The organism is Variovorax restrictus, from assembly GCF_051216715.1.
Taxonomy (GTDB): Bacteria; Pseudomonadota; Gammaproteobacteria; order Burkholderiales; family Burkholderiaceae_C; genus Variovorax.
The window spans coordinates 2,805,671-2,831,515 of the sequence record NZ_JBPJZH010000001.1 but is presented as its reverse complement, the minus strand read 5'-3'; the positions used below and the strand labels follow the sequence as shown (position 1 = coordinate 2,831,515).

General features: G+C 68.2%; 23 protein-coding genes. 6 read left to right on the top strand and 17 right to left on the bottom strand.

Annotated features, from left to right (window positions below):
- Positions 1-6: 6 nt before the first annotated feature.
- On the bottom strand, positions 7-1,530 hold the full coding sequence (locus tag ACSFA0_RS13370; protein ID WP_435450649.1) for an amidase: 1,524 nt from the start codon (positions 1,528-1,530) through the stop codon (positions 7-9).
- 5 nt (positions 1,531-1,535) lie between these two features.
- Positions 1,536-2,525, bottom strand: a complete 990-nt coding sequence (locus ACSFA0_RS13365) for a Bug family tripartite tricarboxylate transporter substrate binding protein (RefSeq protein ID WP_435450648.1) — start codon at positions 2,523-2,525, stop codon at positions 1,536-1,538.
- A 123-nt stretch (positions 2,526-2,648) separates the two neighbouring features.
- Between ACSFA0_RS13365 and ACSFA0_RS13360 the strand changes: the two genes are divergently transcribed.
- Positions 2,649-3,563: a LysR family transcriptional regulator gene (locus ACSFA0_RS13360; RefSeq protein ID WP_435450647.1), complete on the top strand. Its 915-nt coding sequence runs from the start codon at positions 2,649-2,651 to the stop codon at positions 3,561-3,563.
- A gap of 101 nt (positions 3,564-3,664) precedes the next feature.
- Positions 3,665-4,909 carry an NAD(P)/FAD-dependent oxidoreductase gene (locus tag ACSFA0_RS13355; protein WP_435450646.1) on the top strand — a complete coding sequence of 415 codons (1,245 nt, stop codon included), beginning with the start codon at positions 3,665-3,667 and terminating at the stop codon, positions 4,907-4,909.
- Positions 4,910-4,958: 49 nt separating this feature from the next.
- Here ACSFA0_RS13355 and ACSFA0_RS13350 read toward each other — a convergent pair whose 3' ends face one another.
- The 15 genes from ACSFA0_RS13350 to ACSFA0_RS13280 form a co-directional block, all read right to left on the bottom strand.
- Positions 4,959-6,089: a sensor histidine kinase gene (locus ACSFA0_RS13350; RefSeq protein WP_435450645.1), complete on the bottom strand. Its 1,131-nt coding sequence runs from the start codon at positions 6,087-6,089 to the stop codon at positions 4,959-4,961.
- Between the two features lie 220 nt (positions 6,090-6,309).
- On the bottom strand, positions 6,310-6,507 hold the full coding sequence (locus tag ACSFA0_RS13345) for a hypothetical protein (RefSeq protein WP_435450644.1): 198 nt from the start codon (positions 6,505-6,507) through the stop codon (positions 6,310-6,312).
- Positions 6,508-6,648: 141 nt separating this feature from the next.
- Positions 6,649-8,940, bottom strand: coding sequence for a hypothetical protein (locus ACSFA0_RS13340; RefSeq protein ID WP_435450643.1), 2,292 nt, complete (start codon positions 8,938-8,940; stop codon positions 6,649-6,651).
- 1,346 nt (positions 8,941-10,286) lie between these two features.
- Positions 10,287-11,357, bottom strand: a complete 1,071-nt coding sequence (locus ACSFA0_RS13335; protein WP_435450642.1) for an extracellular catalytic domain type 1 short-chain-length polyhydroxyalkanoate depolymerase — start codon at positions 11,355-11,357, stop codon at positions 10,287-10,289.
- A 20-nt stretch (positions 11,358-11,377) separates the two neighbouring features.
- Positions 11,378-11,797: a CopG family transcriptional regulator gene (locus ACSFA0_RS13330; protein ID WP_435450641.1), complete on the bottom strand. Its 420-nt coding sequence runs from the start codon at positions 11,795-11,797 to the stop codon at positions 11,378-11,380.
- Between the two features lie 49 nt (positions 11,798-11,846).
- A complete protein-coding gene (locus tag ACSFA0_RS13325; RefSeq protein ID WP_435450640.1) occupies positions 11,847-12,461 on the bottom strand; it encodes a chemotaxis protein CheB in 615 nt (204 codons plus the stop codon).
- Between the two features lie 71 nt (positions 12,462-12,532).
- Complete coding sequence (locus ACSFA0_RS13320; protein ID WP_435450639.1) at positions 12,533-13,147, bottom strand: Dps family protein; 615 nt, start codon at positions 13,145-13,147, stop codon at positions 12,533-12,535.
- Positions 13,148-13,267: 120 nt separating this feature from the next.
- Entirely contained in the window at positions 13,268-13,591 is a 324-nt protein-coding gene (locus ACSFA0_RS13315) for a chaperone modulator CbpM (RefSeq protein WP_435450638.1), read from the bottom strand.
- Between the two features lie 5 nt (positions 13,592-13,596).
- The gene (locus ACSFA0_RS13310; protein WP_435450974.1) at positions 13,597-14,559 is read right to left on the bottom strand and encodes a DnaJ C-terminal domain-containing protein; all 963 of its coding nucleotides are present in this window, start codon (positions 14,557-14,559) and stop codon (positions 13,597-13,599) included.
- Between the two features lie 34 nt (positions 14,560-14,593).
- Positions 14,594-15,235, bottom strand: coding sequence for a histidine phosphatase family protein (locus tag ACSFA0_RS13305; protein WP_435450637.1), 642 nt, complete (start codon positions 15,233-15,235; stop codon positions 14,594-14,596).
- Positions 15,236-15,245: 10 nt separating this feature from the next.
- On the bottom strand, positions 15,246-15,890 hold the full coding sequence (locus ACSFA0_RS13300; protein ID WP_435450636.1) for a CDP-alcohol phosphatidyltransferase family protein: 645 nt from the start codon (positions 15,888-15,890) through the stop codon (positions 15,246-15,248).
- A 112-nt stretch (positions 15,891-16,002) separates the two neighbouring features.
- Positions 16,003-17,376: a sensor domain-containing protein gene (locus ACSFA0_RS13295; RefSeq protein ID WP_435450635.1), complete on the bottom strand. Its 1,374-nt coding sequence runs from the start codon at positions 17,374-17,376 to the stop codon at positions 16,003-16,005.
- A gap of 109 nt (positions 17,377-17,485) precedes the next feature.
- Positions 17,486-18,898 (bottom strand): GTPase/DUF3482 domain-containing protein, encoded by a 1,413-nt coding sequence (locus ACSFA0_RS13290; protein ID WP_435450634.1) that lies wholly within the window; start codon positions 18,896-18,898, stop codon positions 17,486-17,488.
- Positions 18,898-20,295 (bottom strand): DUF2868 domain-containing protein, encoded by a 1,398-nt coding sequence (locus ACSFA0_RS13285; protein ID WP_435450633.1) that lies wholly within the window; start codon positions 20,293-20,295, stop codon positions 18,898-18,900. Before ACSFA0_RS13285 ends, ACSFA0_RS13290 begins: the two co-directional genes overlap by 1 nt.
- Positions 20,296-20,623: 328 nt before the next feature.
- Positions 20,624-21,532, bottom strand: a complete 909-nt coding sequence (locus ACSFA0_RS13280) for a LysR family transcriptional regulator (RefSeq protein ID WP_435450632.1) — start codon at positions 21,530-21,532, stop codon at positions 20,624-20,626.
- 110 nt (positions 21,533-21,642) lie between these two features.
- Between ACSFA0_RS13280 and ACSFA0_RS13275 the strand changes: the two genes are divergently transcribed.
- The 4 genes from ACSFA0_RS13275 to ACSFA0_RS13260 all read left to right on the top strand — a co-directional run bounded on the left by ACSFA0_RS13275 (position 21,643) and on the right by ACSFA0_RS13260 (position 25,752).
- Positions 21,643-22,860, top strand: a complete 1,218-nt coding sequence (locus tag ACSFA0_RS13275; protein ID WP_435450631.1) for a CaiB/BaiF CoA transferase family protein — start codon at positions 21,643-21,645, stop codon at positions 22,858-22,860.
- Positions 22,857-23,843 carry a hydroxymethylglutaryl-CoA lyase gene (locus ACSFA0_RS13270; protein WP_435450630.1) on the top strand — a complete coding sequence of 329 codons (987 nt, stop codon included), beginning with the start codon at positions 22,857-22,859 and terminating at the stop codon, positions 23,841-23,843. The genes ACSFA0_RS13275 and ACSFA0_RS13270 overlap by 4 nt, the downstream gene beginning before the upstream one ends.
- A gap of 45 nt (positions 23,844-23,888) precedes the next feature.
- Positions 23,889-24,881, top strand: a complete 993-nt coding sequence (locus ACSFA0_RS13265; protein ID WP_435450629.1) for a Bug family tripartite tricarboxylate transporter substrate binding protein — start codon at positions 23,889-23,891, stop codon at positions 24,879-24,881.
- Between the two features lie 163 nt (positions 24,882-25,044).
- Positions 25,045-25,752 (top strand): sugar transferase, encoded by a 708-nt coding sequence (locus ACSFA0_RS13260; RefSeq protein ID WP_435450628.1) that lies wholly within the window; start codon positions 25,045-25,047, stop codon positions 25,750-25,752.
- The last annotated feature ends 93 nt before the right edge of the window (positions 25,753-25,845 follow it).

The window sequence follows — 25,845 nt, the reverse complement described above, 5'->3', positions numbered from 1 at the left end:
CCTTGGTCACACCGCCGAGGTCACCTTCTGCGAGCCACCCGGGCCGTCCAGCACCGGCGGCGCGGTCACGATCGATCGCAGTGCAGGCTCCACCACCGACGCCCGCAGCTTCGCGAGATCCGGCCGCGGCCGGCGCAGTTCGGGGGCGGCCGCGAAGGCCTGTTCCATCGCATGCGATGCGCCGAGCACCTGCGCGTCGGCGCGGAAGCCGCCCACCACCTGCAGGCCGAAAGGCATGCCGCGGTGGTCGACGCCGCAGGGCAGGGTCATGGCCGGGTTGGTCGCGAGCGTGACGACGTAGGTCAGCGCGAGCCAGCGGTAGTAATTCTCCTGCGGCTCGCCGTTGATGGTGTCGGCATAGAGCTGCGTCCATGGGAAGGGCGACACCGGCGTGGTGGGCGAGAGCACCAGGTCGTACTCGGCGAAGGTCTGCTGAAAGCGGGCGATGAGCCGGGTCTGCTCGGCCTGCGCCCAGGCGCTGTCGGGCAGCGACATGCGTGCACCCATCTCGTAGTTGGCGCGCGAGTTGGGGCCGAGGCTGGCCGGGTCTTGCTGGTAGGCGGCGTGCATGCCGGCGACGAAGGCTTCGGCGCGCAGCACGTCGAAGCAGCGGTGCGCCTCGCCGAGGTCGAAGCGCACTTCGTCGCAGCGCGCGAACAGGTGCTTCATCGCGGCGATCTTCCGGCGGAAGGTGGCGCGGATGTCGTCGTCGACGGCGCAGGTGCCGAAGTCTTCGGTGTAGGCCACGCGCAGGCGGCTGAGGTCGATGTCCTGCGGCTTGAGGAAGGCCAGCGGGTCGAGCGGATAGCTCAGCGGGTCGCCCGCATGCATGCCGGCGGACGCCGCCATCTGCAGGCAGGCGTCTTCCACGCTGCGGCCCATGGGGCCGACCACCGAGATGGGCGTCCAGCCCAGCAGCTTGCGCACGCTCGGCACCACGCCTGGCGAGGGGCGGAAGCCGACCACGCCGCACTTGGCGGCCGGAATGCGCAGCGACCCGCCGGTGTCGGAGCCGGTGCACAGCGGCAGCATGTCGCAGGCCAGCGCCGCGGCCGAGCCGCCGGAGGAGCCGCCGGCGTTGAGGTTCGGGTCGAAGGGGTTGCCGGTCGCGCCCCACACCACGTTGCGCGAATTGCCGCCTGCGCCCATCTCGGGCACGTTGGTCTTGCCCGCGACGATGGCGCCGGCCTCGCGCAGTCGCGCGACCAGCACGATGTCTTCGGTGGGCACATGGGCTCGGTAGATCGGCGAGCCCCAGGTGGTCAGCAGGCCGGCGGTCGGCTCCAGGTCCTTCACGCCCAGCGGCAGGCCGTGCAGCAGGCCGAGCGGCTCGCCGGCCAGCACGGCGTGTTCGGCCGCTCGGGCTTCGACGCGCGCGCGCTCGAAGGCGGTCGCGGTGACGGCGTTGACGTGCGGGTTGAGGTCTTCGATGCGTGCGATGCAGGCATCGAGCAGTTCGACGGGGGAGATCGCCTTGCGGCCGATGAGGCGGCGGAGTTCGACGGCGGAGGTTTCGACGAGCTTGCTCATGAACCTCAGTCCGCCGTGATGTTGGCGCGCACGGCCAGGGCGCGCATCACCGGCAGTTCGCGGTTGATCAGTGCGGCGGAGGCGGCCGCGTTGCTGTAGGCGGGCTCGAAGCCCTGCGCGACCAGCTTGGCGCGCGTGTCGGCGTCGGCCATGGTGACGGCCAGTGCCTTCTCCAGCTTGGTCTCGACGTCCGTCGGCAGGCCCTTCGGCGCGGCCAGGATGAGCCAGGTGTCCATGTCGATGTCCGGGTAGCCGCTCTCGGCCATCGTCGGCACGTCGGGCAGCAGGGCGGAGCGTTTGGCCGCCGTCACGGCGATGGCCTTGATCTTGCCGCTCTTGAGCTGCGGAATGGCGGCCGACACGGTGTCGACGCTGAACGGGATCTGCCCGCCCATCAGGTCGGTCATGGCCGGCGCGCTGCCCTTGTAGGGCACGTGCGTCATCTTCAGGCCGGCGGCGTACAAAACCGTCTCGCCAGCGAACTGCGCGGTGGTGCCGCTGCCGTAGGAGCCGTAGGCGTACTTGCCGGGCGCGGCCTTCACGTAGTCGACGAACTGCTTGACCGTGCTGACCGGCACGTCCTTGTTGGCCAGCAGGATCAGGCTGGTGCGGCCGGTGATGCCGATCGGGTCGAAGCTCTTGACCGGGTCGTAGGGCAGGTTGTTGCGAATGGCCGGATTCACCGTGAAGGTGGTGCCCGAACTCACCAGCAGCGTGTAGCCGTCGGCCGGTGCCTTGGCGACGTAGGCCGCACCGATGACGGTGCCGGCGCCGGCGCGATTTTCCACCACCACCGGCTGGCCCAGCGCCTGGCCCAGGCGCAGGCCGATCACGCGGCCGAGCACGTCGGTGGCACCGCCCGGCGGGAAGGGGATCACCAGAGTGATCGGCTTGGTCGGGTAGTCGGCCGCGAAGGCGGTGAACGGCGCGGCCAGCGCGGCCGCCACGAGGCAGCCGGCAGTCGCGAGGCGGGTGAGGGCGGTGTGAGCGTTCATGGTGCCATGCTAGGCGCCGACTTCCATTGCGACAAGCACCATGTTTAGAATATTCGATTGCCGAAAAGGCAATTCGTAAGCGCTGAACTTTCACGCTGAACTTCCACGAAGAAGGCCCCCCTGATGGCGACCCATGTCCTGCAGGAAACCGCGGTGCGCTACTTCCTCGAAGTGGTCAAGGCCGGCTCGATCAAGGACGCCGCGGCCAGACTCAATGTCGCGCCGTCGGCCGTGAGCCGCCAGGTGGCGCGGCTCGAGAGCGAACTCGACACGCTGCTCTTCGAGCGACGTTCGCGCGGCATGGTACCCAACGCCGCGGGCGAGCTGCTCGCCGCGCACGCCAAGCGCACTCAGCAGGATATCGAGCGTGTTGCCGGCGACATCTCCGCGCTGCGCGGCCTGCGCAGCGGCCATGTGCGGGTGGTCAGCGCCGAAGGCTTCGCCTTCGACTTCATCCCGACGCTGATCGCCCGCTTCCGCGAGCGCTACACCGGGATCCGTTTCCACCTGGAGGTATGTGCCCAGAGCGACGTCGCGCGGCGCATCCGCGACGGCGAGGCCGACGTCGGCCTCACGCTCAGCGGCGTGCCCGAGGCCGGCATCAAGCTGGAGTTGCGCCACCCCAGCCCCGTGCTGGCCGTGATGGCAGCGGGCCATCCGCTGGCGGGGCAGCGCCAGCTGTCGCTGAGCCAGGTGGTGGCCTACCCGCTGGCCTTGCCGCTCAAGCACAGCTCGCTGCGGCAGTTGCTCGACATCAGCTGCAGCCGTCAGGGCCTGCAGTACGAGGTCGCCATGTCGAGCAACCACGCCGACGCGCTGGTGAGCTTCGCGGCGGCGGGGGGCGGCGGCATCGCCTTCTACGGCGAGCTGTCGATCCGCACGCGGCTGGTCAATAGCGCGCTGGTGGCGATCCCGCTGCGCGACCGCGAGATGAACGAACGCTACCTCGAGGTCGAGACACTGGCCGGCCGGCCGCTGCCGGAGGCGGGCCGGGCGTTCGTGCAGTACCTGACGGACGCGATCAAGGGCGGCGTCTAACACCGCCTCGGCGCAAGGATTGCGATAAAGGCAATCGACGCTTCGACAATTGGCGGCCTGCACGCCGGAGACGGGCGCCTGCACGGCTGCACAATTCCGGCATGAAGAACACCGCAACCGTCGTGCTCGGCGCAGGCATGGTCGGACTGGGCACCGCGCTGGCCCTGCAGCAGCGCGGCCACGCGGTCACGCTGGTCGATCGCAAGCCGCCGGGGCGCGAAACCTCGTACGGCAATGCCGGCATCATCCAGCGCGAGGCGGTCGAGCCCTATGCGTTCCCGCGGGACCTCTCCAAGCTGCTGAAGATCGCGACCGGCCAGAGCAACGACGCGAACTACCACCTCGACGCCTTGTGGTCGCTGCTGCCGCCGCTGGCGCGCTACTGGTACGCGTCGGCGCCAGCGCGCTATGCGGTCATCGCGCAGGCGTACAGCCGGTTGATCGCGCAATCGATCGAGGCGCACCGCCCGCTCATCGCCGCAGCGGGTGCCGAAGACCTGGTCAACCGCGGCGGATGGCGGCAGGTTTACCGCGGGGTGGCGGACTTCGCGGCCACGGCCGACGCGGCCCAGGCGCTGGCGCGCCAGCACGGCCTCGATGTCGCGGTGCTCGACGGCGCGGCGCTGGCCGCGGCCGAGCCGGCGCTGTGCAGTCCGCTGGCGGGCGGCATCCATTGGCGCGACCCCTGGTCGATCAGCGACCCGGGCGAACTCGTTGCCCGCTACGCGGCACTGTTCCAGCAGCGGGGCGGCCGCTTCGTGCATGGCGACGCGCTGAGCCTGCGCCCGCAGGGCAGCGGCTGGTGCGTGCGCACGGACGACGGCCCGCTCGAGGCCGAACGCATGGTGGTGGCGCTGGGCCCGTGGGCCGACACCTTGATCCGCCCGATGGGCTACCGACTGCCGCTGTTCGTGAAGCGCGGCTACCACCGTCACTACGCCACGCCGTTGCGGCTCAACATGCCGATGCTCGACGTGGACAACGGCGTGATGCTGGCGCCCATGTCGCGCGGCCTGCGCCTGACCACGGGCGCGGAGTTCGCCCGACTGGGCGCGCCGCCCACGCCCGTGCAGCTGCAGCATGCCGAGGGCAGCACCCGGCGACTGATCGCGCTCGGCGACCCGGTCGAAACCGAGCCCTGGCTCGGCGCCCGGCCCTGCACCGCCGACATGAAGCCGGTCATCGGCCCGGCGCCGCGGCATGCCGGCCTGTGGTTCAACTTCGGTCACTCGCACCAGGGCTTCACGCTCGGCCCGGCGACCGGGCAGCTGCTGGCCGCGTTGATGGACGGCGAGACGCCGTTCACCGATCCGGCGCCTTACCTGCCGAGCCGCTTCCGGGCCTAGGTCCGTCAAGGGCTGTGTTGCCGTGCCGTCCGCAGGTCGGAGCGTCGACTCAGCTGACCGGATCCGCAGCGCGCGGCAAATCGATCGTGAAGACGCAGCCTTTTCCCGGCACATTGCGGACCGTGAGTGTCCCGAAATCGTTCTCCACACTCTGCCGTGCGATCGAAAGGCCAAGCCCCATGCCTGCCTTGCGGTGGTCATTCTCGGCAAAGGGGACAAACATCTTTGCCGCGTCATCCGGGAGCAAGCCCCCGCAATGATCTGCGACCTCGATATGGATGCGGTCTTCCACGGCGAACGCGCTGAGCGTGACGACCGTTCGGGGCCGCGTGAACTTGAAGCCGTTGTGAAGCAGGTTGGCCAGTGCGGCATGCAGGAGATTGCGATTGGCGGTGATCGACAACCTTGGATCGACGGTTCGCACGTCGAACTCGCATCCCACGATGCTCGCGTCGAGGCGCCCGGCCAAGCCCGCGTCGGCGATGAACGATTCGACGGAAAAGGTGAGCCGCTCCTGACTGCTTTCGGCGCTCGCTTCATTGATAGCGCGGTCGATGAGCGAGACCAGGCTTGAAAGACTGCGCTTCAGGATGGCGCCGGTCGCACCGCTGACAGACATGCCGCCCAGTTCCAGTGCTCGCGCGGCCAAGTTCGCCGTGCCGGCGGAGTTGCGCAACTCGTGGATGAGAAAACCAAGGCGTCGCTTCTCTTCAGCGGCTTGCACATCCGCGATCCGCGTATCCCGTTGCAGGGTGAACGCCGTCACCGCGTCGGCGATCGCATTGTCCAAACAGCGATTCAGCGTGCGAAATTCCTGCACGGCAAACGGTGCGTCATCTTCGAACGCAAGGTCGGTGATCGCCTGACAGAGGTCACCATAGTCGTGAACCACCTGGTCCACCGTGTAGCCGAGGTTGAGCAGCTCCTGGCCATGCTTGGTGGCGCTGACGCCCATTTCGGACAGGTCGAACGAATCGCCTCCAGACGGACCGGATATCTGGATGCTCAGGTCATGCTCGTTCTTTTCCTCGGCTGCCAGGGTTCTCGTGAGTTGCTCGAGAAACATCGGCACGCCGTGGGCAAGTTGTCGATCCGTGGCCTCACGGTGGGGTCGCTGCGCAACCTTGGCCTTGCACCGGGCGATCAGGTCATCTCGGTTGTCTCTCAGAAAACGATGCATATGCCTCCTTTGCCCCTTCCCGCAGCCGAGGCACTGGACACGACATCGATGCTGTCAGGGTCGGTGCCGCGAAAAGCGGTTTGTCGTTGGCCACGGCTTTCTTTTCATGCGCCGCGTTTGCTCGACGGGTGAACTTGGAGGCACCTTGCGCGCACCCCTGTAGGCACAAAGCGCCGGCACAGGTCGGTGCAGGCCGACGTGGACGACCGAGCGCGATCGATCAGTTCGTGCGCTGCTCGACCTGTTCGTTGCCGCTGGCCGGCACCGACGACGGTGATGCCTGGCCGACGGGCACGGACACACCGGGGGCGCTGGACAGCGCCGCATCGTTTCCGTCTCCGTCGCTGCCGCCACCACCGCAGCCGCCGATGAGGGCCGCGATGGACAGGAGCACGAGCGCGTTGAGTGTTGCTGACATGTCGATTTCTTTCTTGATTGAGGACGAGGAGCGTGCAGCGCCGTGGCGGCCCGGCCGCGAACCTGCCACGCGGCCGAATGCCGCCTGGCAGGTAGAAGGTGTGGAGCGTCAGGAATGGGTGGTCTGCACCACCCGTGGACATCAATTGATGTTGGCGCCCATGGCGTGGAAGGGCTTGCCCGGGACCTTGAACGTGCCGCCGTATTCGAACGCCGCGTTGTTCAGCAGCTTGCAGCCGCCTTTCTCTTTCGAGCAACCCGACGCAGCGCCGTAGGTGTGCCAGACCATCGTGCCGTACAGGAAGTTGTGGATGCCCTTGCCGTTGTAATCCGCCACGCTGAGCACGTAGCTTTCGGTGCCGTGGTTGTCGGTGTCCTCCGTCGAGATCGGGTCGACCATCCGGCTTTCCTGCAGCGTGCGGGCGACGGAACCCGAGCTGATGCCGGCATCGAAGCGAACCCACTGGATTTTCCGGTCGCCGCGCGATGTCACGATCACCTCGCGCTCCACTGTATGGGGGTAGATTTCCGTGGCAGTGACGAACGCCTTTTCCTTGGCGTAGGCGATGCCGGTCGGGTTGCGCCCCACGGCCACGGAGAAGCGTTCCACGATGTCCGACGGCGAGCCGCCGGCCTGTTGGTTCAGGTAGCCGCTGCCCAGGTCGAAGACCCGCAGCTTGCCCTCCTGGGTGGCAATGAACGCGCGGAACGGTGCGGCAAGCGACACCTTCACGGCCGTCGGTCGGTTGTCCAGGTCCATCACTTTGATCACCGACGGCTTCTGGCTCGGTGCGACGTCGAAGCTGTACGGCCACTGAGACGGCTGCGTGCCGCGGTTGGCGATCATGGCGTTGAAGCCGGATTGCGATTGGCCGAAATACTGCTGCTTGTAGTAGGCGAACAGCGGGCGCAGATCGACGAACGCGGCACGCTTTTCAGACTTCGAGATCACGACGGCGACGCCGGTGCGCGCGTACGCGTTCGACAGGTCGCCGCTGAAGTAGCGCGCACGAACGCTCGCGTTGTCCAGGTCGGTATCGTAATAACGGCGCACACGTTGGTAGTCGTTGTTGGACAGGCCTGTCGACGTGGAGATTTCCGTGGGCGCCTTCATCGAATCCGGAAGATCCACGAAGCCCACCAGCTTGATCTGGTTGTAGTTGCCCAGGCCAGGCATGCCGGCGTACGAACGCTTCCAGTTGCCCCAGTTGCTGTCCCAGCTCGACTCGTTGGACATGGTGCAGTTCTGGCAGCCGTCGCCCAGCGCCAGCACGGCGACCTGCCCGCGCATGGCGGCTGTGTCCCACACGGTCACCAGGGCGAACTCGCCGCTGTTGGTGATGGTGATCGCCGTGGGCACCTTGCCCGAAGGCAGCTGTGTACTGACCAGCGTGCTGGCCGTGTTGCTGCCGACGCCGACGATACGACCGTCCGCGTAGACCGCCAGCGTGTTGGTGCACCAACCGCCGCGGCCATAGCACTTGCCCAGGGCCACCGGCTTTTCGAGGGTGAAGCTCTTGAGGTAAGTGGCGATGCTCGCGTCGAGCGCGCCGCCGTCGCTCGCAGGGCCGTCATAGCGCGTCCAGCTCGGCTCGGGCTCCACCGACATGGTGTTGTGCGCCACGTTGATGGCTTGCACCGAGCCCAGGCCCGGCGCATAGGACTTCTTGTAGAAACTGCTGTCGGGCGTGGCGTCGGCGATGTAGCCGAAGTTCAGGATGCTGGAGCTGTAGTCGCCCGGCTCGTACTGGAGCGATCCGCCGACCTGCCAGTTGCCGCACCAGCCGTTCCAGCCGCAGCCGCGGTTGCCGCGGCCGTTGGGGTTCTGAATCGACACCATGCCCATCGACTGGCTGGGGCGCTTGCCGTAGCTCGGCAGGCCGCCTTGCGTCGCGGTGCCGTACTCGGCCGACGACGGGCCGTAGCGGTAGGCGATGGCCGCGTCGGTTCCCATCTTCTGGGCCATGGCCTGGTACTCCGCATTCGACACCGCGCCGTTGACCATCACATCGCCGGAGATGCCCAGCACGTTCGGGTTGGAAGGTGCAGGGGCTGGTGCCGGAGCCGGTGCGGGGCTCGGCGCTGGCGCCGGGGCCGGGGCCGGAGGTGGTGCGCTTGCGATGGCCGTGTAGCAGGACTTGCTCACGCCCGGAGCCGGGTCGCCGAACAGCGGGTCGCCGCAGGTATAGGTACCCGCAGCGAGCACCTTGGTCACGGTTTGCGTGCCCCGCCCATACACGACGCTTGTCGATGTGGTCAGCGTGAAGCTGCCGCTTTGCCCGGTGAGCTCCTTCATCTGCGAGGTCGAGGCGCCAGGGGTGGGTGCGAGTGGGGTCGCGACGGCGTAGCAGGCCTTCGGCTTGCCCGGCGCGGGATCACCGAAGAGTTGGTCACCACAGACGTAAGTGCCGCTGGCAAGCGACTTCTGGGTCATGAGGACACCCCAGCCGTAGGCAACGGCGGAGGTTGAAGTCAGCTTGAAAGAGCCGCTTTGTCCGGTCAGCATCGTCAGCGCTGTGGCAGTCGACGTTGAAGTGGAGGCCGGTTGAGCGCTTGGCGATGCCGATGCATAGCAGGCTTTCGGCAGGCCCCTTGCCGGGTCGCCGAACAACTGATCGCCGCACACATAAGTGCCTGCGCCAAGCGTTTTGCTGTTGAACATGCCATTTGCACCGTAGCTCACCACCGTGGCGGAAGTCAGCGTGAACGAACCGCTTTGGCCGGCCAGCGTGGGTGTTTGTGCAGCGGCATAAAACGGCATGCCAATTGCAAATGCAATGAGCGTGCCCCACCGGTTGCCAATTATTCTTTTAGACAAAATAATTTCCTAAATGAAGTTTCAAACAAATTGCGCGCAAGGCGGGGCCAACCGCTGATCTAAAGCCGTTTACAAAACGCCCGGCTTCACGCCTGGGCAGGAGGAAAAAAGTGCGGTCGAAAGGAGGTCAGGCGAGCCCTGACGCGGCGCCCGAAGGGGCAAGGCGCCTGTTCGACCGAGGGCGCCCATTGCCTGCTTCGCAGAACATGAAATAGGCGCTGTCGGGAAATGAGTCCAAACTAGCTACATTCATACCAAATAGTCAATTTGCATTACTCTTACTCAAGCGCTTGTCCTACAGACAGGCTGATTCTGAGTCATCGCCGATATTCCAGCAACAAAAAAACAAATACTTGACTATTTAAAGTTTTATTGAATGGCTATTTAGTACTATCTGGAGTTAATTCGTATTACTTCGCGATTAACTAATTTCTTAATCGGCAGTGGGGGTGAGGCTGTGGCGGATGCCTGACACCCGACAGGGCCGGGCCGCGTCATCGATTCAGACGCGATAGCGCTGCCGGCGGCTGCGCCGCCGCTGGCCCGAGGGGGCGGGGCATGAAGGTGCAACGTGCCAGGCGTCCGACGCCGATGCCGAGGCCCGTGCCGCTGGCCACCGGCCTGGTCAACGGACCCGGCTTCGGTGGATGGAACGCTGCATTGCTGATGGAGAAGATGGCGTGCCAGGCAGAGGCGGCCCCAGCTGGGTTACAGCGTGCGTGCCGGTGCCTGCCTACCCGCGCAGTGCGCTCATGTAGGTCGCCGAGAACGTCGGACGCGCATCACGCGCCAGGCCACGGCCCTGTGATGAGGCCCGCCGACGAATCGCAACCCCCACTGCGACCGCGCCGAGGCCACTGCTGGTTGTTGCAAAAGCTGTTGATGCACGTGCGCGATGCGCGCCGGATGTGCGCACCTCGACGCCCGTCTGCGAATCGACGAGCTGCCAGCGCGCGCCAGCGCTACGCGTCGATCACAGCCCGCAGCCGATGCGCCAGGAAGAAGCGCAGCATTTCCGCGCTGGCATCCACGCCCGTCGGGTCGGTGTAGCTTCCTTGCGCGCTGCCGCCCGACCAGGCGTGGCCGGCGCCGTGCAGGCGCCAGTACTCGGTGCGGGCGCGGCCGTCGCGGTCGGTGTAGACGGTGCGGGTGTAGCGTCGGCCCGCCGGGGCGCGACCTTCTGACGCCTGCCCTTCGGGCAGCGCGCCGGTAGGGTCCCGGTGCGAGGTACGCGCCGCATCGACGATGGCCGTCGCATTGCGCACATGCACCGTCGCATCGGCGTCGCCGTGGAAGACGATCGTCGGCGGAACGCAGGCTGATGCATCGTCGCTGGCGCCGGCGCCTTGACGCATCGCCGCAAGGGCCGATGGAAGGTCGCTCGCCGCGCCGCTGGGCAGACCCGAATGCACGCCCACGGCGGCGATGAGGTCGGGGTAGCTGCGGCCCAGGATGTCGGCCATCGCACCGCCGGCGGAGAGGCCGGCGACATACACCCTGGCGTCGTCGACGTCGTGTTCGTCCACGATCGAACGGATGAGCATCGCGAGCGCTTCCGGCTCGCCCTTGCCGCGCTGCTGGTGTTGCGGCTTGAACCAGTTCCAGCATTTCTGCGCGTTGGCACGCTGGGTTTGTTCGGGGTAGAGGACCAGCGCTCCCGCTTCGCGGGCCAGCAGGTTCATCTGCGTGCCGGCCGCGAAATCCGCGGCGCCCTGGGTGCAGCCGTGGAGCATGACCACCAGCGGGCGCTTCGCGGAGTCGCCGTCGCTGTTCGCCGGGGGAACATACAGCTTGTAGGCCAGGGTGCGCCCTCGGTGAGCGCTGCTGCCGTCGAGCCAGCGCTCGGTGGGGTGCGCGGCGCGTTCGGCGGGGGCGACGTGCTCGACAGGTGCGGTGTCGGCCGCGTCGAAGCGCGCCGCGTTCGGCGCGGTCCGATCGAGCAGCGCCTGCTGGATCGTCCGCGTGGCGTCCATCAGTTGGCCGAGACGGGTTTGGCGGCTGGCGTCGCCGAGGCGGTGGAGAAAATCGTTCAAGGGGGCTTTCGGTGGGCGGTTCAGTGGATGCGCCCGGCCAGCGCGTCCTTGACGGAAGCGCTGGCGTGCAGGGCACCGAGCACGGTGATGGAGTCGATCGTGGCTGCGGCCAGTTCGGGCGAAACGTCCGGGCCGATCACGGCCAGGCCGAGCACGCGGATGTCGAGCCGCTGGTTCGCGGCCCGCGCCGCTTCAAGATCTTTCGCCGTGAACTGCTGCAAGCCCAGCACCAGCATCTTTCGGGAAGCGGCTTGGCGCAGCGCGTCCGTATGGATCGCCAACTGCCCGCGAATGGCGGTGCGGATGAAGTCCGTGCGGTTCGCATAGAAGCGCTCGGCAACCAGCAGGTCGATGTGGCCAAGGTCCACATAGCCGAGGTTGATGGTGATCTTCTCGGACTCGGGGAGCTTGGCTGGAAATGGGACGTGGTCAGAAGGCATACGCCATCCTACCACCATCCAGATGGATGGTGCACGGGCGTCGACTCTTTCAGAGATGCGAACTGCGTTGCGTCTTCTTGAGCGCGGGCGCCTTGCTGGAAAAGGGCAACCCACCATCGACCAGTGCCACCAGCAGTGCGGCCATGTCGTCGAGCGTGCAGCAGTAGTCCGGGTGGTCCATGCGCACCGCGTTCCCGGGCATGCCGCTCTCCAAGGCCTGGCGCGGCTCCTGCACCAAGCCCACGCCGCCTGCGGCCTCGATGCGGGTAAGACCGGCGGTGCCGTCGTGTGAATCACCGGTCAGCACGATGCCGATCACTCGTCGGCCGAAGGTCTCCGCGGCGGTTTCGAACAGGCGGTCGACGGAGGGCCCGCCTCCAGAGAACGACCGTTCGTACTCGAGCGAGATGATGTCCGGCGGCACGATGACCATGTGTTGGCGCGTGGGCGCCAACACCACACGGCCGCGACGGACCATGAGTCCGTCATCGGCGTAGATCACCGGCAACGGGGAATAGCCCCGAAGAATCTGCAGCACGCTGGCGGCGGGCTGAGAGCCCGCGTCCAGCGCGACCAGGATGGCGGCCTCGAAGTCCTTGGGCAGGTCGCTCAGCAAATGGCACAGGGCGCTCAGCCCACCGGAACCGGCACCGACGACGACCACGTCACGTCGCTCCCGCACATGGTCCGGCCCGCCGGTCCAGGGCGACCCTTCGGTTGGTGCGGCGTCGAGTGTCAGGCGCTCACGGGCGAGGCCGCGACCAGATGTTCGGTGAGGAACCACACCTGCAGCTCGTTGGTGCGCAGCACATTGCTGACGAACACGTCGTTGCTGCCGTCGTCGCCCGACTCGTCGACCGCCTTGGCCGCCTTGCGTGCTTCGATGATGATGTGCTCGTGCGCTTCGGCCAGGCGACGGATCTGGACCGCTGCCGGTTCACGACCACGCGGCGGGCGCTTGATCTTGGTCGTCTCGGCGATGTCCGCGGCCATGGCCAGCGCGATGCCGCCGAGCAGCTGGATGCGCTCGGCCAGGATATCGACGATCAGTACCTGCGCCTCGAAATGCTGGTCGTACATCAGGTGCAGCTGGTTGAAGGTCGGGCCGACCACCTGCCAGTGATGCTTCTTGTACATGTCGCGCAGCGTGATGGTGTCCGCCAGGCATTGGTTCAGCAGCGCGACGCTGTCCTTGCAGACCTTCTCCGACAGGCCATTCGGCAGCTTGACGATCTCGCCGAACTTCTGCGTCTCGTGGCTGCGCTGGTCCAGGTCGGGCGCGACCTCGCTGGGGTTCTGCTTCTGGGTGTCGCCGAGGGCGTCGGGTTTGCTTGCGGTGCGCGTGGCCATGAAAGGTTCTCCGGGGTTTGAATCGAGTGAACCTTTGTAGTCCTCGCCCCGGGCGCGATACGTAGGGCGGCAGGCCGTGTAGACCTCACTCGAACGGCCATGCCGGCGCAGGGCGAGCCCTTAAGGGCCCGGCGACAGGCCCTGGGCGTGCAGCACGGCCTTGAGGCGGCGAACCTCGCGCTGCAGGTCCAAGATCAGCGCGGCGGCGTCGAGGCCGACGCCGAAGTCACGCTCCAGCCGGCGGGCGGCCAGCGCCTGCTGCAGGTCGCCGCTCTGGAAGCGCCAGTCGTCGGGCCGCGGTGACGGCGCGGGCAGCGTCACGATGCCGACTTCGACCAGTTGAACGACCCATTCGATTTCGGCGCCGCAGGCGTGGGCCAGTTCGTGCGCGGCCAGCGGGTGGGCCGCGCCCAGCGCGGTGGTGGTGACGGATACAGCAGCCATGGTCATCACGCTCCCAGGTGACGGCGGGGGTTGAAGGCGGTACTGGCGGCGGCCAACTGCTCGTAGGCCTGGCGCGCGGCGTCGCTGTCGGCGGGCGGCAGCACGATCTCCAGCAGCAGGTACAGGTCGCCGGGCGGTTTGCCGCCCAGGCCGCGACCCTTGAGCCGCAGCTTGAGGCCGTTGCGCGCCTTGGCCGGCACGGTCAGCTCGACCGTGCCGCCCGTGGGCGTCGGCACCTCGACCTGCGCGCCGAGCGCGGCTTCGCTGGGCGTGACGGGCAGCGTCATGTAGAGGTCGCGGCCTTCGATGCGGTAGCGCGGGTGCGGCGCGATGCGCACCTCCAGGTACAGGTCGCCGGCCGGCTCGCCGCCGTGGCCGGGCATGCCCTGCTTGGCGAGCCGGATGTATTGGCCCGGGTGCATGCCGGGTGGGATCTTCACGCTCAACGTGCGGGTCTTGAGTTCGGGCTGGCCGCCGGCGCCGGTCTCGATCCCGCGCAGCGTGATCTCGCGCTCGGCGCCGTTCAAGGCGTCTTCGAGCGAAATCTCGATGGCGGCGTGGTGGTCCTCGCCGCGCGCGCGATGGTTCTGTCGGGTGGCACTGCGGCGCTCGGCCGCCCCGAAGAGCGACGAGAAGAAGTCGCTGAACTCGGCGTGGTCTGCCGGGCCCGAGGCCGGTCCGCGGCGGAACTCGAAGCCTTCGTCCCAGCCCGGCGGCGGCCGGAAGTCGCCCTCGGGGCTGCCGCCGCGCGCTACGCGGTCGGCCAGCGCGTCGTAGGCCGCGCGCTTGTCCTTGTCGCGCAGTACGTCGTTCGCTTCGTTGACGTCGCGCATCTTCAGCTCGGCGTCGGCTTCCTTGCTGACGTCGGGGTGGTATTTGCGGGCGAGCTTGCGGTAGGCCTTGCGCACCTCGTCGTCCGACGCGGTGCGTTCGACGCCGAGCACCTTGTAGTAGTCCTTGAAGTCCATCGTGGTGTCGTGATCCAAGGAGGCCGGGGAAAGATCAGGCCAGCGACGCGGCCTCGTTCGTGCGCGCCAGCAAGGGTTCTATGCGCCATGTGGGGCCGACGCGGCTGAAACGCAATGGCTGCGCGTTGCCGAGCACCGACGGCTCGATCGACACGCCGAGCAGCGCGGTCAGCACATAGAGCGTGCCGCCGTGCGCCACCACCAGCACGGGCGCCGGCTGGGCGAGCGCGAAGCGCAACGCCACGCGCTTGCGGTCCACGAACTGCTGCAGCGTCTCGCCACCCTCGGGCGCGCAGGCCCAGTCGAGGTTGACCGACGAGGTGCCGATGAGCGCGCCGAAGTGCCGCTCGCGCAAATCTTCGCGCGGCATCGGCACGATGCGCAACCGCTCGGCGACGGTGTTGGCGGTGTCGAAGGCGCGACGCGAATCGCTCGCGACGATCGTGCGGATCGGCTCGCCCGCCAGGCGCTCGGCCGCCCGCGCAGCCTGCTGCATGCCCAGTTCGCTCAATGGCTCGTCGACCGCCTGGAAGATGCGCGAGGCATTGCGCCCGGTCTGGCCATGACGCAGGAAGTAGAAGTGGTCGACCTCGGGCGCGATGCGCTCGGCGCCGGCCAGGCGCACCAGTTCGTCGAAGCCGGTCGGATGCTGCTGGGTGAAGTGGGGTGTGCTCATGCGGATCGCGTCAGAACTTCGGGATGCGCAGGGTCTTGCTGATCATCAGCGTGCCCGACAGAGCGAACATCAGCACCAGCGGGTGCAGCGTCCACGGGCCGACGGACCAGACGCCGCCCCACACCGCATCGCCGATGCTTCCCTGCCAAGCGGCCCAGGCCAGCACGCCGACCAGCACCACGCTGGTGGGGATGGGCGTGCCCTCGAAGTACTTCACCTTGTCGGCACCTTCGGACAGCGTCTCGGCCGTCACGTTGTAGCGCGCCAGCCGGCTCACGCCGCAGCACACGAAGTAGATCAGCACCGCGCAGTCCCAGCCACCGTCGAGTCCCGCTGCGAAAGCGAGCGCCGCCGGCGCCACGCCAAAGGAGATCACGTCGGCCAGCGAGTCGAGTTCGCGGCCGAGGGCCGAATGGGTCTGGCGCCAGCGTGCGACGCGCCCGTCGAACACGTCGAAGATGAAGGCCGCGGGCGCCAGCGCGGCGGCCCACAGGAACTGCGCGAGCGATTGGCTCGCCATGTAGGCCATGGCGAGGAAGACGGCACCGACGCCGCAGGCCGCGTTGCCGAGCGTGAAGGCATCGGCCAGATGGAAGCCGCGAAGCATCGAGAAATGCTTGCGGACCGGCGCGGCGCGGGAGGGGGAAGAAGACATGTGGGGTCCCTCGGAAGGAGATCGGAAGAGGCGGGAGGATGCGGCAAGGGCGCGCGTTCCGGCGCTGCGAAGCGTTGCACCTTAGCGCAATTGCCCGCCATGCCTTGTAGGTTCAATCCGGCGCGGTCGGGCCGGCGGCGAGCTGCACGCGGTTGCCGCCGGACTTCTTGGCCGCGTACATGGCCTCGTCGGCGTAGCGGATGAGCCGCTTGTAGTCGTCGCCGTGCTCGGGGTACAGCGCGACGCCGATGCTGGGCGACACGGTGACCCTCTCGTCGGCCAGCGCGAATGGCTGGCCCAGGCGCGCGCGCGTGCGCTGCGCGATCGAGAGCGTCTCTTCGACCGCGCAGTCGCCGTCGAGCAGCACCAGGAACTCGTCCCCGCCGATGCGCCCGACCATGCCGGCCTGCGCCACCTCGCTGCACAGGCGCGTCGCGGTTTCCTGCAGCAGCAGGTCGCCCACCTCGTGACCGAAGCGATCGTTGACCTCCTTGAACATGTCGAGGTCGATGTAGAGCAGGGCCAGGCGGCGCTGCTCGGCTCGTGCGCGTTGCAGCGCCGTCTCGATGCACTCGTGCAGCCAGGTGCGGTTGGGCAGACCGGTGAGCGGGTCGTGGCGGGCGATGTGGCGCAGCCGCGCGTCCATCTGCTTGCGTTCGATGGCGGTCGCCACTTGGGTCGAGACGAACTGCAGCAATTCCAGGTCCTGCTCGGTGTAGCGTACGTCGCCGGTATAACTCTGCACCACCAGCACACCAATCGGGCCCCGTTGCGTCTGCAGCGGCACGCCCAGCCAGTCGAGCGAGTTGCGGCCGAGGTCGAGCTTCACACGGGTCGGGAGGTTCGGCGCCGTATCGGCCCGCAGCAGCATCGCCTGGCCGCTGCGGATCACTTCGGCGCTGAGCGTGCCCGAATCGAGCGGGCGCGGTGCCGGGGCCTCGTGCTGTGCGTCGACGTAGTAAGGGAAGGACAGCTCGTCCTTGGCGTTGTCGTAGAGCGCGACGAAAAAGTTCACCGCCGGCAGCAGCCCGCCGACGATCTGGTGGACTTGTCGGAACAGCGCCAGCAGGTCTTCGGCGGTGTGTGCCGCCTCGGACACGGCGTACAGCGCCGCCTGCATCGACTCGGCGCGCTTGCGCTCGGTCACGTCCCGCGCCACGGCCACCCGCATGCCGGTGTCCGGTGCCGAACGCGCCGACCACATGATGTGCACCGTGCCACCGTCCTTGCGCAGGTAGCGGTTCTCGAAGTGCGGACCCCGTGCGCCTTCGTAGACCTGGGCGACCCGCGCCAGGGTGCGCGCACGGTCGTCCGGGTGGACGAAGTCGATCATCGGCTGGCCGATCATCTCGGCCGGCGTGTAGCCGAAGGTCTGCTCGCAGGCCGCGCTCACGAAGACGAAACGCCCCTCCACGTTCACGACGCAGATGGTGTCGACCAGCAGGTCCATGACGCTGGACAGAAAGGCATCGCTGGTGATGTTCATGGCGAGGGGGGAGCCAGGCAACTGGCGATCGGAGGGCTCTGTCCCGATCATGCCGCAGTCGGTCGCGCGCGCGGGGGATGTCGGGGCATGCCCGGGCATCTCCGGGGGGTCAAGCACTTTCATCGACCGCCCGCATCATTCGCCGCGCCGTCTCGGCGACCGTCTGCTGGCGCTGGGGCGTGTCGTCGTGGCGGCGGTCGTTGGCCAGGCGAGACCATGCGGGGTGGCTGCGTGCGGGCGACGTCGCCCGCACCGCTCCCGCCAGCACCTGGGCACGGCCCGTGTCGCGCTCGGGGGCGATGTCGATGCGCGCTGTCGCCGCATGGCCGCGCTGCTCCAGTGCGCGCAGCAGTGCCAGTTGCCAGTCGGCCAGCACGAGGAGCACACCGTCGTCGACGCTGAGTTCGTGCACATCGCGCAGCGTGTTGAAGAGCTTGCGCCCGAGCGGGCCGAGGCCCTGCGAGATGGCGCCGCCGATTGCGCCCCCGAGCGCCGCACCGGCGCCCAGCGACAGTCCGCCTGCGGCCAGGTCGGCCACCACGCCGACGGCCGCGCCGACGGCGGCGCCCTTACCCAGGCGCAGGCCGGCGTCCTTCATGGCTTCAGGGCTGAAGAAATCCATCGACCAGCGACCCTCGAGCAGTGGCAGCGGCGCCTCGGCAGCGTCGCCATCGCGGAAGCGGTAGAGCGTGAGCAGGTCGGACGCGCAGCGCTGCGCCTTGTCGAACACGGCCTGCTGAAGGTCCGCGACGTGGGGTCCGCGGCGGGCCTCGTCCTGAAAGTCGGCGGCGCTCACCTGGCGTCGCATGGCCGCGACGTCGACCAGCAACTCGGCGATGCGCGCTGCGGCGGTGTTGCGGCGTTCGGTGGCTTCATGGGCCAGCGATTCGACGACGGCCTCCAGCTGCTGGCGGCGGTCGCGCAGCAGCGTGACCAGGTCCTGGTACAGGTCGCGCTCGGCGCCGACGAATGGCGCAGCCGCGTCGAAACGCACCACGGCATGCATGCCGTAGGCGGCCAACAGCTCTTTCCACGCGGCCTCCCGGCTGGCCGGGTCGCGCACGAAGTTGAGCACCGGCAGCACCGGCCGCGCGCAGGAGCGCAGCAGCTCGATCTCGTCGCGGTACTTGGGCAGCACCGGCTCGCGCGCATCGATCACGAGGAAGGCGGCGTCGGCGTCGAGCAGGGCGCGCAGCACCTTCGCCTCCTGCTCGAACACGCCGTGCGCCTCCGGCCCCTGCAGGAAACGGCGGATGCGTTCGGGCGGCGTGGCGGCGACCGCGTCGCGCTCGATGTGCTCGCGCAGGCTCACCGCGTCTTCCAGGCCGGGCGTGTCGAAGAAGCGGACCGCGGCGCGGTCGCGCACCATCAGCTCGATGCGCTCGACATGGCGGGTGGTGCCGGGCCGGTCGGACACCTCGCCGAAGTCGGCGCGACGCGTGAGCGTGCGCAGCAGCGAGGTCTTGCCCGCGTTGGTGTGGCCGACGACGGCGATGCGCAGGGGCTGATCGTCCAAGTGCATCATCCTGCCCCGGTGTCGGTCAGCGCGCCCGCCAGCGTGTCGTGCGCCGTGATGCGCGCGAGGCCGCAGTCTGCGAGCCAGCGCCGCCAGCGGGCTGGTGCGGCGCCGTCGGGCGGCGCAGGCGTGTCGAACTCGGGTACCAGCCAGAGCCGGCACTCGCCGGCATGCGACAGCAGTTCGCGCAGCAGGCGTTCGGTGCCGCGGTCGGGGCTGGCGGCGGCGCGGCAGGCCAGGAGCAGGGCGCGTGGTCGCAGCCGCGCGGCGGTATCGAGCAAGGTGCGCCGATCGCCGGCGCTGCCGTCGACGCGCAGCACGGTCGTCGTGTCGGGCAGACCGTCCGGGGGCCAGGGGTGGTCGGGTGGCAATTCGTAAGCCGCCACGACCAGCGCGTCGGTGGTGCCGGTGGCGCGCGGCGGCGCGGTTGGATGCGTGACACCGGGGTCCGCATCGACGATGGCGACCGGCGCCAGCGCCTCGAAGCGCGATGCGAGCTGGCGGTAGTAGGGCGCGTCGAGCGCCGGCTGCAGATCGCGCTTGCGCAGCTGCCACATCGCGGCGCACAGCATCAGCAGCAGCACGCGCGGCAGCAGGCCGTAGACAGCGATGCAGCCGGTGAGCCACCACGCCCAGGCGCGCTGCCCGGCGATGTCGTTCGGCGGGGGCGCGAGCACCGCGCTGGCGTCCGGCGTCGCGAAGCCGAACCAGGCCGGGATGCGGCCGAGCGCCTGCACCGTCTGCAGGAAGAACTGCGGCTCGAGGATGGTGGTTTCCCAGCTCAGCGTGTAGCGGTGGAAGGCCAGCGCGAACAGCATCGCGACCAGCACCACGACGAAGGACAGCACCCAGATGCCGTGGCTCGCCAGGCCCAGCGCCCACGGCAGCAGCCGGGCCTGCTGCAGCAGCCGCGTGAAGGCGCGCAGCAGCACCGGTGCCTGACCCTGGCGGCCACCGGCGACGCGCGCCGTCAAGGCCATCCACAGCCATCCGAAAGAGGCGCGCGGCGCGCGCAGCGGCAACAGCAAACCCAGCCCCCAGGCCACGAGCGTGAGCAGGTGAACGCCCAGCAGGCTCATCAACGCCGCCATGATGTTGATGCGCCGATCGCTGCCACCCACGACGCTGCCGGCCAGGGCCAGTCCGGCCATCACAATGAGAACGGCGAGTCCGATACCCACCCAGGGCGCCCATTGCCGCATGCGCGAGAGTTCATGGTCGAGCCCGATGCGGCGGCCGAGCAGGTCGGCGCGATGGGCGATGCGCGAAGGGAGCGCAGTGCGGTTGGCGGCGGCCTCGCGCATGGCGGCCATATCGTCCAGAGGGCCGGCTTCTTCGACGAGCCTCACGGCTTCGGTGACCACCGCGCCAGAAAGGGCGGATGGGCGCGGGGCGATGTTCAACGGCTTCCCTTGTGTCTGCGGCACCGGTGCGGCGCACCGGCGGGCGGGAAATTATGCCGTGCCGCCCCGGCATGCGAACGACAAACGGGGCCGCAAGCGGCCCCGTCTGGATCGGCGCGAGGCCGATCGGGAAGAGAGATGTTCAGCGCAGTCCGAAGAAGGACAGAACGGCGACCACGACCACGACCAGACCGACGATATAGATGATGGAATTCACGCAAAAGCTCCTCTTGTTGACGACAGCCTTATCCTCACGCCGGGGACGGTTTCGACCTGTCGGCGGCGAGCGGCGGGCGGTGTAGGTCGAGGGCTCCGCGTTCGGCCGCGGTCAGGCGGTTTCCGCGCTGACGGCGCGATGCTGCTGCAGATGTTCCGCCAGCAGGCGCGTCGCCGGCAGCAGCTCTCCGCCCTGGCGCACGCACAGCACCAGATCGCGCTTCGCCCACGGTTCGTCGAGCTTCACGGCCACCAGAGACAGCGCGCGCAGGTACAGCCCCGCGCTGCCGCGCGGCATCACGCCGAAGCCCATGCCGTTGGCGACCATCAGGCACAGCGCGTCGTAGCCTGTCACCTGCATGCGCGTCTTCAGGGGCAGGCCCATCTCGGCCGCGGCCTGCGTGATGCGGTTGTTGATCGCGCTGCCCGGGTGCATGCCCACGAAGTCGCAGGGAAGGGCGTCGCGCAGCGCGATGCGGCGGCGGGCCAACGGATGTCCCTTGGGCACCACCACCACCAGTTCGTCTTCGCGGTAGGGCAGCAGCGCGAGGCGTTCGTCGCCGTAGTGGCCGGCGTTGAGGATGCCGATGTCGGCGATGTTTTCGGCCACTTCGCGGGCCACCGCGGTGCTGATGCGTTCCTGCAGATGCACCTGCACGCGCGGGTAGCGGTCCATGAAGTCGCGCAGTTCGCGCGGCAGGAACTGCGTGATGGCCGAGATGTTGGCCGACACGCGCACCTGGCCGCGCACGCCGTCGGCATAGCCCTGCATTTGCGCGGCGATGTCATCCAGGCCGTTGAGCACGCCGCGCGCCAGGCCGAGCAGGGCGTACGCGGCGGCGGTCGGCTCCGTGCCCTTGTTGCTGCGCGCGAAGAGCACGGCGGACAGCGCGGCCTCCAGATCGCTGAGGCGCCGGCTGGCGGCGGCGGTGGCGATGTGCTCGCGTGCGGATGCGGCAGCGATGGTGCCGGTCTCCATGACCGCGACGAACAGGCGCAGGGATATCGGATCGAGCTTCATGAGCCGCCCATCATCGCGGATTGCGATGGTGCACTCGTCAAAGAGCGCTTTGCGGCCCGGGTGCGAATGACCATCATGCGACCCCACGCGCACCTCCGAGAGACAACGCCTTGCTTACCGCTCCAGCCACACCTGCCTCCGTCGGCGCGCTCGCCGGCGTCCGCATCATCGAGATGGGCCAGCTCATCGCCGGTCCGTTCTGCGGCAAGACGCTCGGCGAATTCGGTGCCGACGTGATCAAGATCGAAGCACCCGGCGCCGGCGACCCGTTGCGCAACTGGCGGCTGCTGCAGGACGGCACGTCTGTCTGGTGGCAGGTACAGTCGCGCAACAAGCGCAGCATCGCGCTCGACCTGCGCAGCGCCGAAGGCCAGGAGATCGCGCGCAAGCTCATCGGCGAAGCCGACGTGCTGATCGAGAACTTCCGCCCCGGCACGCTCGAAGGCTGGGGCCTGGGCTGGGATGACCTGCGCGAGCGCAACCCCGGCCTGGTGATGCTGCGCATCTCGGGCTACGGCCAGACCGGCCCCTACCGCGACCTGCCGGGCTTCGGCGTGATCGGCGAGGCGATGGGCGGGCTGCGCCATCTCACCGGCGAGCCGGGCCGCGTGCCGGTGCGCGTGGGCGTGTCCATCGGCGACACGCTGGCCGCGCTACACGGCGCCATCGGCGTGCTCGCCGCGCTCTACCACCGCAAGGTGAACGGCGGCCAGGGCCAGGTGATCGACGTGGCGCTGCACGAGGCGGTATTCAACGTGATGGAAAGCTTGATCCCCGAGTACTGCGCCTTCGGTGCGGTGCGCGACGCCGCCGGCAGCGCGCTGCCCGGCATCGCGCCCAGCAACGCCTACCAATGCGCCGACGGCTACGTGCTCGTCGCGGGCAACGGCGACAGCATCTTCCGCCGCCTGATGGACACCATCGGCCGGCCCGACCTGTCGAGCGCGCCCGACCTGCAGAGCAACGCCGGCCGAGTGGCCCGCGTGCAGGAACTCGATGCCGCCATCGGCGAGTGGACGCGCACGCGGCCCATGGCCGAGGTGCTGGCCGTGCTGGGCGCGGCCAAGGTGCCGGCGGGCAAGGTCTACACCGCCAAGGACATCCACGAGGACCCGCACTACCGGGCGCGCGACATGATCCTGCCGCAGCGCACGCGCGACGGCCACACGGTCGACGTGCCGGGCATCGTGCCCAAGCTGTCGGGCACGCCGGGCAGCATCCGGTCGTCGGCGCCGCGGCTGGGCGACGACACCGATGCCGTGCTGCGCGAAGCCGGCCTCACCGACACGCAGATCGCGGTCTTGCGCGAGAAAGGCATCGTGGCATGAACACACCTCACACACCGGTCTGGCAGGGCGCGCGCCGCCGCATCCACCTGCAGGACGTCGGCCCGCGCGACGGCCTGCAGATGGAACAGGCCTTCGTGCCCACCGCCGACAAGATCGCGCTGGTCGACCTGCTGTCCACCGCGGGCCTGGCGAAGATCGAAGTGACCTCCTTCGTGTCACCGACAGCCATCCCCGCGCTGCGCGACGCCGAGATCGTGCTGCGCGAGATCCACCGCGTGCCGGGCATCGTCTACACCTGCCTCGTGCCCAACCTGCGCGGCGCCGAACGCGCCATCGAGGCACGCGCCGACGAACTGAACCTGGTGATGTCGTGCAGCGAGACGCATAACCTCGCCAACCTGCGCATGACACGCGAACAGTCCTTCGCCGCACTGACGGCTGTGATGGCGCTGGCGCAGCAGGCGCAGGTGCCCGTCAACGTGTCGCTGTCATGCGCCTTCGGCTGCCCGATGGAAGGCGACGTGCCGCCGGACGTGGTGCTCGACTGGGCAGCGCGCTTCGTCGCGCTCGGCGCGCGCGGCATCACGCTGTGCGACACCACCGGCATGGCCTTCCCGACGCAGGTCGCGGCCCTGACGCGCGGCTTTCGCGAACGCTTCGCGGGCACCGAACTGACCCTGCATTTCCATAACACGCGCGGCATGGGCCTGGCCAACGTGCTGGCGTCCATCGACGCCGGTGCGGACCGCTTCGACGCCTCGCTCGGCGGCCTGGGCGGCTGCCCCTATGCGCCCGGCGCGAGCGGCAACGTGTGCACCGAAGAGATCGTGCATGGGCTCGAGCTGATGGATTTCGACACCGGCTGCGACCTCGCGGTGCTGCTCGAAGCCGCACGCCGGCTGCCTGCGCTCATCGGCCACGACACGCCCAGCCAGATCGCCAAGGCCGGCCGCCGGCTCGACCTGCATGCGCCGCCACCCGATTTCGAGACTTGGCGTGCGCGTGCAGCGGCGCGCGGCTGACCCGTTAAATCCCGACCCCATACCTATAGCCACGGAGACTTCCTCATGCATTCCCTTCCTTTCTCTCGCCGTCACACGCTCGCAGCCACCGCCGCGCTGCTGGCCGCAGTCACCCTCGGCGCATCGGCCCAACCGGGCAACTACCCGAGCCGTCCGGTCACGCTGCTGGTACCGACCGCCGCCGGCGGCACCACCGACATCTCGGCGCGGATGCTGGGTGTGCCGCTCGGCACGGCGCTCGGCCAGCCGGTGGTGGTCGATAACCGCGGCGGCGGCAACGGCGCCATCGCGGCCATCGCCGTCAAGCGCGCCGAGGCCGACGGCTACACGCTGCTCATGCAGTACTCGGGCTACCACGTCATCACGCCGCTGGTCAGCAAGCAGACGCCGCAGTGGGGACCGCAGGATCTGACGGCCGTGGCCAACGTCATTTCGGCACCGCAGATCGTGGTGGTGCGCGCCGACCTGCCGTACAAGACGATGGCCGAGTTCGTGGCCTACGCCAAGGCCAACCCGGGCAAGGTGAACTACGCCTCGTCGGGCAACGGCTCGCTGCAGCACGCCACCGGCGCCATGCTCGAGCAGCAGGCGGGCATCCGCATGACGCACATCCCGTACAAGGGCACCGGCCCGGCGCTGCAGGATTTGCTGGCCGGCCAGGTCGACATCACCTTCGGCACCGCGCCGCCCTTCATCCCGCACATCCACAGCGGCAAGCTGCGCGTGCTCGCGACCACCGGCAAGGCGCGGCTGCCCAGCCTGCCGGACGTGCCGACCACCGCGGAGGCGGGCCTGCCGAAGCTCGACGCCACGTCCTGGTTCGCGGTGTACGCCCCGGCCAAAACGCCCAAGCCGATCGTCGACAAGCTCTCGGCCGACATCGCCAAGGTGATCGCGACGCCGGCCTTCCAGAAGAAGGTCGAGGAACAGGGCGCCACTGCCGACTACCAGACGCCAGCGCAGCTCGATGCGAAGGTGAAGAAGGAGTCGGAGGACTGGGCCGCGGTCGTCAAGGCCGCGAAGATCGAGGCCGACTGACGGGACAGCGGGACAGCGGGACAGCGGGCCAGCGCAAGCGGGCGCCTGCGGCTTCAATCGCCAAAGAATTTAGCCTTTGGTCCTACATCGGCGGGTGCGTTCGTGCGCCACAAAGGGAATGTGACTTCTTCACATTCACTCACCGCTGCCCAGGACCTGGCTCATGCGCTCCGACTTCGCTCCCTCCGCCATCTCGTCTTCCCGCACGCCGCCGCTCGTCGTCCGTTCGGATGACGCGAGGTCTTACTGCCTGACGCGTTCGCAACGCTTGGCAAAACGCACGCTCGACATTGCAGGCGCGTTGTTCTTCTTTCTGTGCTTCGGCCTGTTGTACATCGCCGTCGCCGCGGCCGTGCGTCTGTGCATGGGCGGCCCGGTGCACTACTGGCAGAACCGCGTCGGCCAGGGTGGGCGAGTCTTTCGCTTCTACAAGTTCCGTTCGATGGTTGTGAACGCGGACGACATCCTGGCGCGGCACCTCGCGGCAGACCCGCTCGCGCGCGACGAATGGAATGAATTCCAGAAACTTGCCGAGGATCCAAGGATCACGCCGCTCGGCAGAGTGATGAGGAAGTTCAGCATCGACGAACTTCCGCAATTCTTCAATGTGCTCAAAGGCGATATGAGTCTTGTGGGCCCTCGTCCCTGCATGACGCGCCAGCGAACGCTCTACGGCCCGAACTGGGACCGCTATTGCCAGATGCGGCCGGGGTTGACGGGTTTGTGGCAAGTCAGCGGTCGCAACCGGCTTTCTTACGCGGCACGGGTCGATCTTGACATGACCTACGCATCGCAATGGTCCTTGTGGTTGGACATCAAGATTCTTGCGCGGACCGTCTGGGTTGTCCTGCGCAGCGATGGATCGTCGTGAGCTGTCTGCCTCCACGGCGCGACGGTCTTGCGCTGCAAGCCGGAAGAACTCGAAGTCATTTCCCAGGCGCTTGGGCATGATGAAGTTCTGCAG

What these genes read in the sequence shown, in the direction of transcription:
- ACSFA0_RS13315 (WP_435450638.1), bottom strand. Translation starts at nt 13,591, where the DNA reads ATGGCTGCTGTATCCGTCACCACCACCGCGCTGGGCGCGGCCCACCCG.
- ACSFA0_RS13355 (WP_435450646.1), top strand. Translation starts at nt 3,665, where the DNA reads ATGAAGAACACCGCAACCGTCGTGCTCGGCGCAGGCATGGTCGGACTG.
- ACSFA0_RS13340 (WP_435450643.1), bottom strand. Translation starts at nt 8,940, where the DNA reads ATGACCCAGAAGTCGCTTGCCAGCGGCACTTACGTCTGTGGTGACCAA.
- ACSFA0_RS13320 (WP_435450639.1), bottom strand. Translation starts at nt 13,147, where the DNA reads ATGGCCACGCGCACCGCAAGCAAACCCGACGCCCTCGGCGACACCCAG.
- ACSFA0_RS13305 (WP_435450637.1), bottom strand. Translation starts at nt 15,235, where the DNA reads ATGAGCACACCCCACTTCACCCAGCAGCATCCGACCGGCTTCGACGAA.
- ACSFA0_RS13300 (WP_435450636.1), bottom strand. Translation starts at nt 15,890, where the DNA reads ATGTCTTCTTCCCCCTCCCGCGCCGCGCCGGTCCGCAAGCATTTCTCG.
- ACSFA0_RS13280 (WP_435450632.1), bottom strand. Translation starts at nt 21,532, where the DNA reads ATGAAGCTCGATCCGATATCCCTGCGCCTGTTCGTCGCGGTCATGGAG.
- ACSFA0_RS13330 (WP_435450641.1), bottom strand. Translation starts at nt 11,797, where the DNA reads ATGCCTTCTGACCACGTCCCATTTCCAGCCAAGCTCCCCGAGTCCGAG.
- ACSFA0_RS13295 (WP_435450635.1), bottom strand. Translation starts at nt 17,376, where the DNA reads ATGAACATCACCAGCGATGCCTTTCTGTCCAGCGTCATGGACCTGCTG.
- ACSFA0_RS13270 (WP_435450630.1), top strand. Translation starts at nt 22,857, where the DNA reads ATGAACACACCTCACACACCGGTCTGGCAGGGCGCGCGCCGCCGCATC.
- ACSFA0_RS13365 (WP_435450648.1), bottom strand. Translation starts at nt 2,525, where the DNA reads ATGAACGCTCACACCGCCCTCACCCGCCTCGCGACTGCCGGCTGCCTC.
- ACSFA0_RS13350 (WP_435450645.1), bottom strand. Translation starts at nt 6,089, where the DNA reads ATGCATCGTTTTCTGAGAGACAACCGAGATGACCTGATCGCCCGGTGC.
- ACSFA0_RS13345 (WP_435450644.1), bottom strand. Translation starts at nt 6,507, where the DNA reads ATGTCAGCAACACTCAACGCGCTCGTGCTCCTGTCCATCGCGGCCCTC.
- ACSFA0_RS13290 (WP_435450634.1), bottom strand. Translation starts at nt 18,898, where the DNA reads ATGCACTTGGACGATCAGCCCCTGCGCATCGCCGTCGTCGGCCACACC.
- ACSFA0_RS13370 (WP_435450649.1), bottom strand. Translation starts at nt 1,530, where the DNA reads ATGAGCAAGCTCGTCGAAACCTCCGCCGTCGAACTCCGCCGCCTCATC.
- ACSFA0_RS13360 (WP_435450647.1), top strand. Translation starts at nt 2,649, where the DNA reads ATGGCGACCCATGTCCTGCAGGAAACCGCGGTGCGCTACTTCCTCGAA.
- ACSFA0_RS13310 (WP_435450974.1), bottom strand. Translation starts at nt 14,559, where the DNA reads ATGGACTTCAAGGACTACTACAAGGTGCTCGGCGTCGAACGCACCGCG.
- ACSFA0_RS13260 (WP_435450628.1), top strand. Translation starts at nt 25,045, where the DNA reads ATGCGCTCCGACTTCGCTCCCTCCGCCATCTCGTCTTCCCGCACGCCG.
- ACSFA0_RS13265 (WP_435450629.1), top strand. Translation starts at nt 23,889, where the DNA reads ATGCATTCCCTTCCTTTCTCTCGCCGTCACACGCTCGCAGCCACCGCC.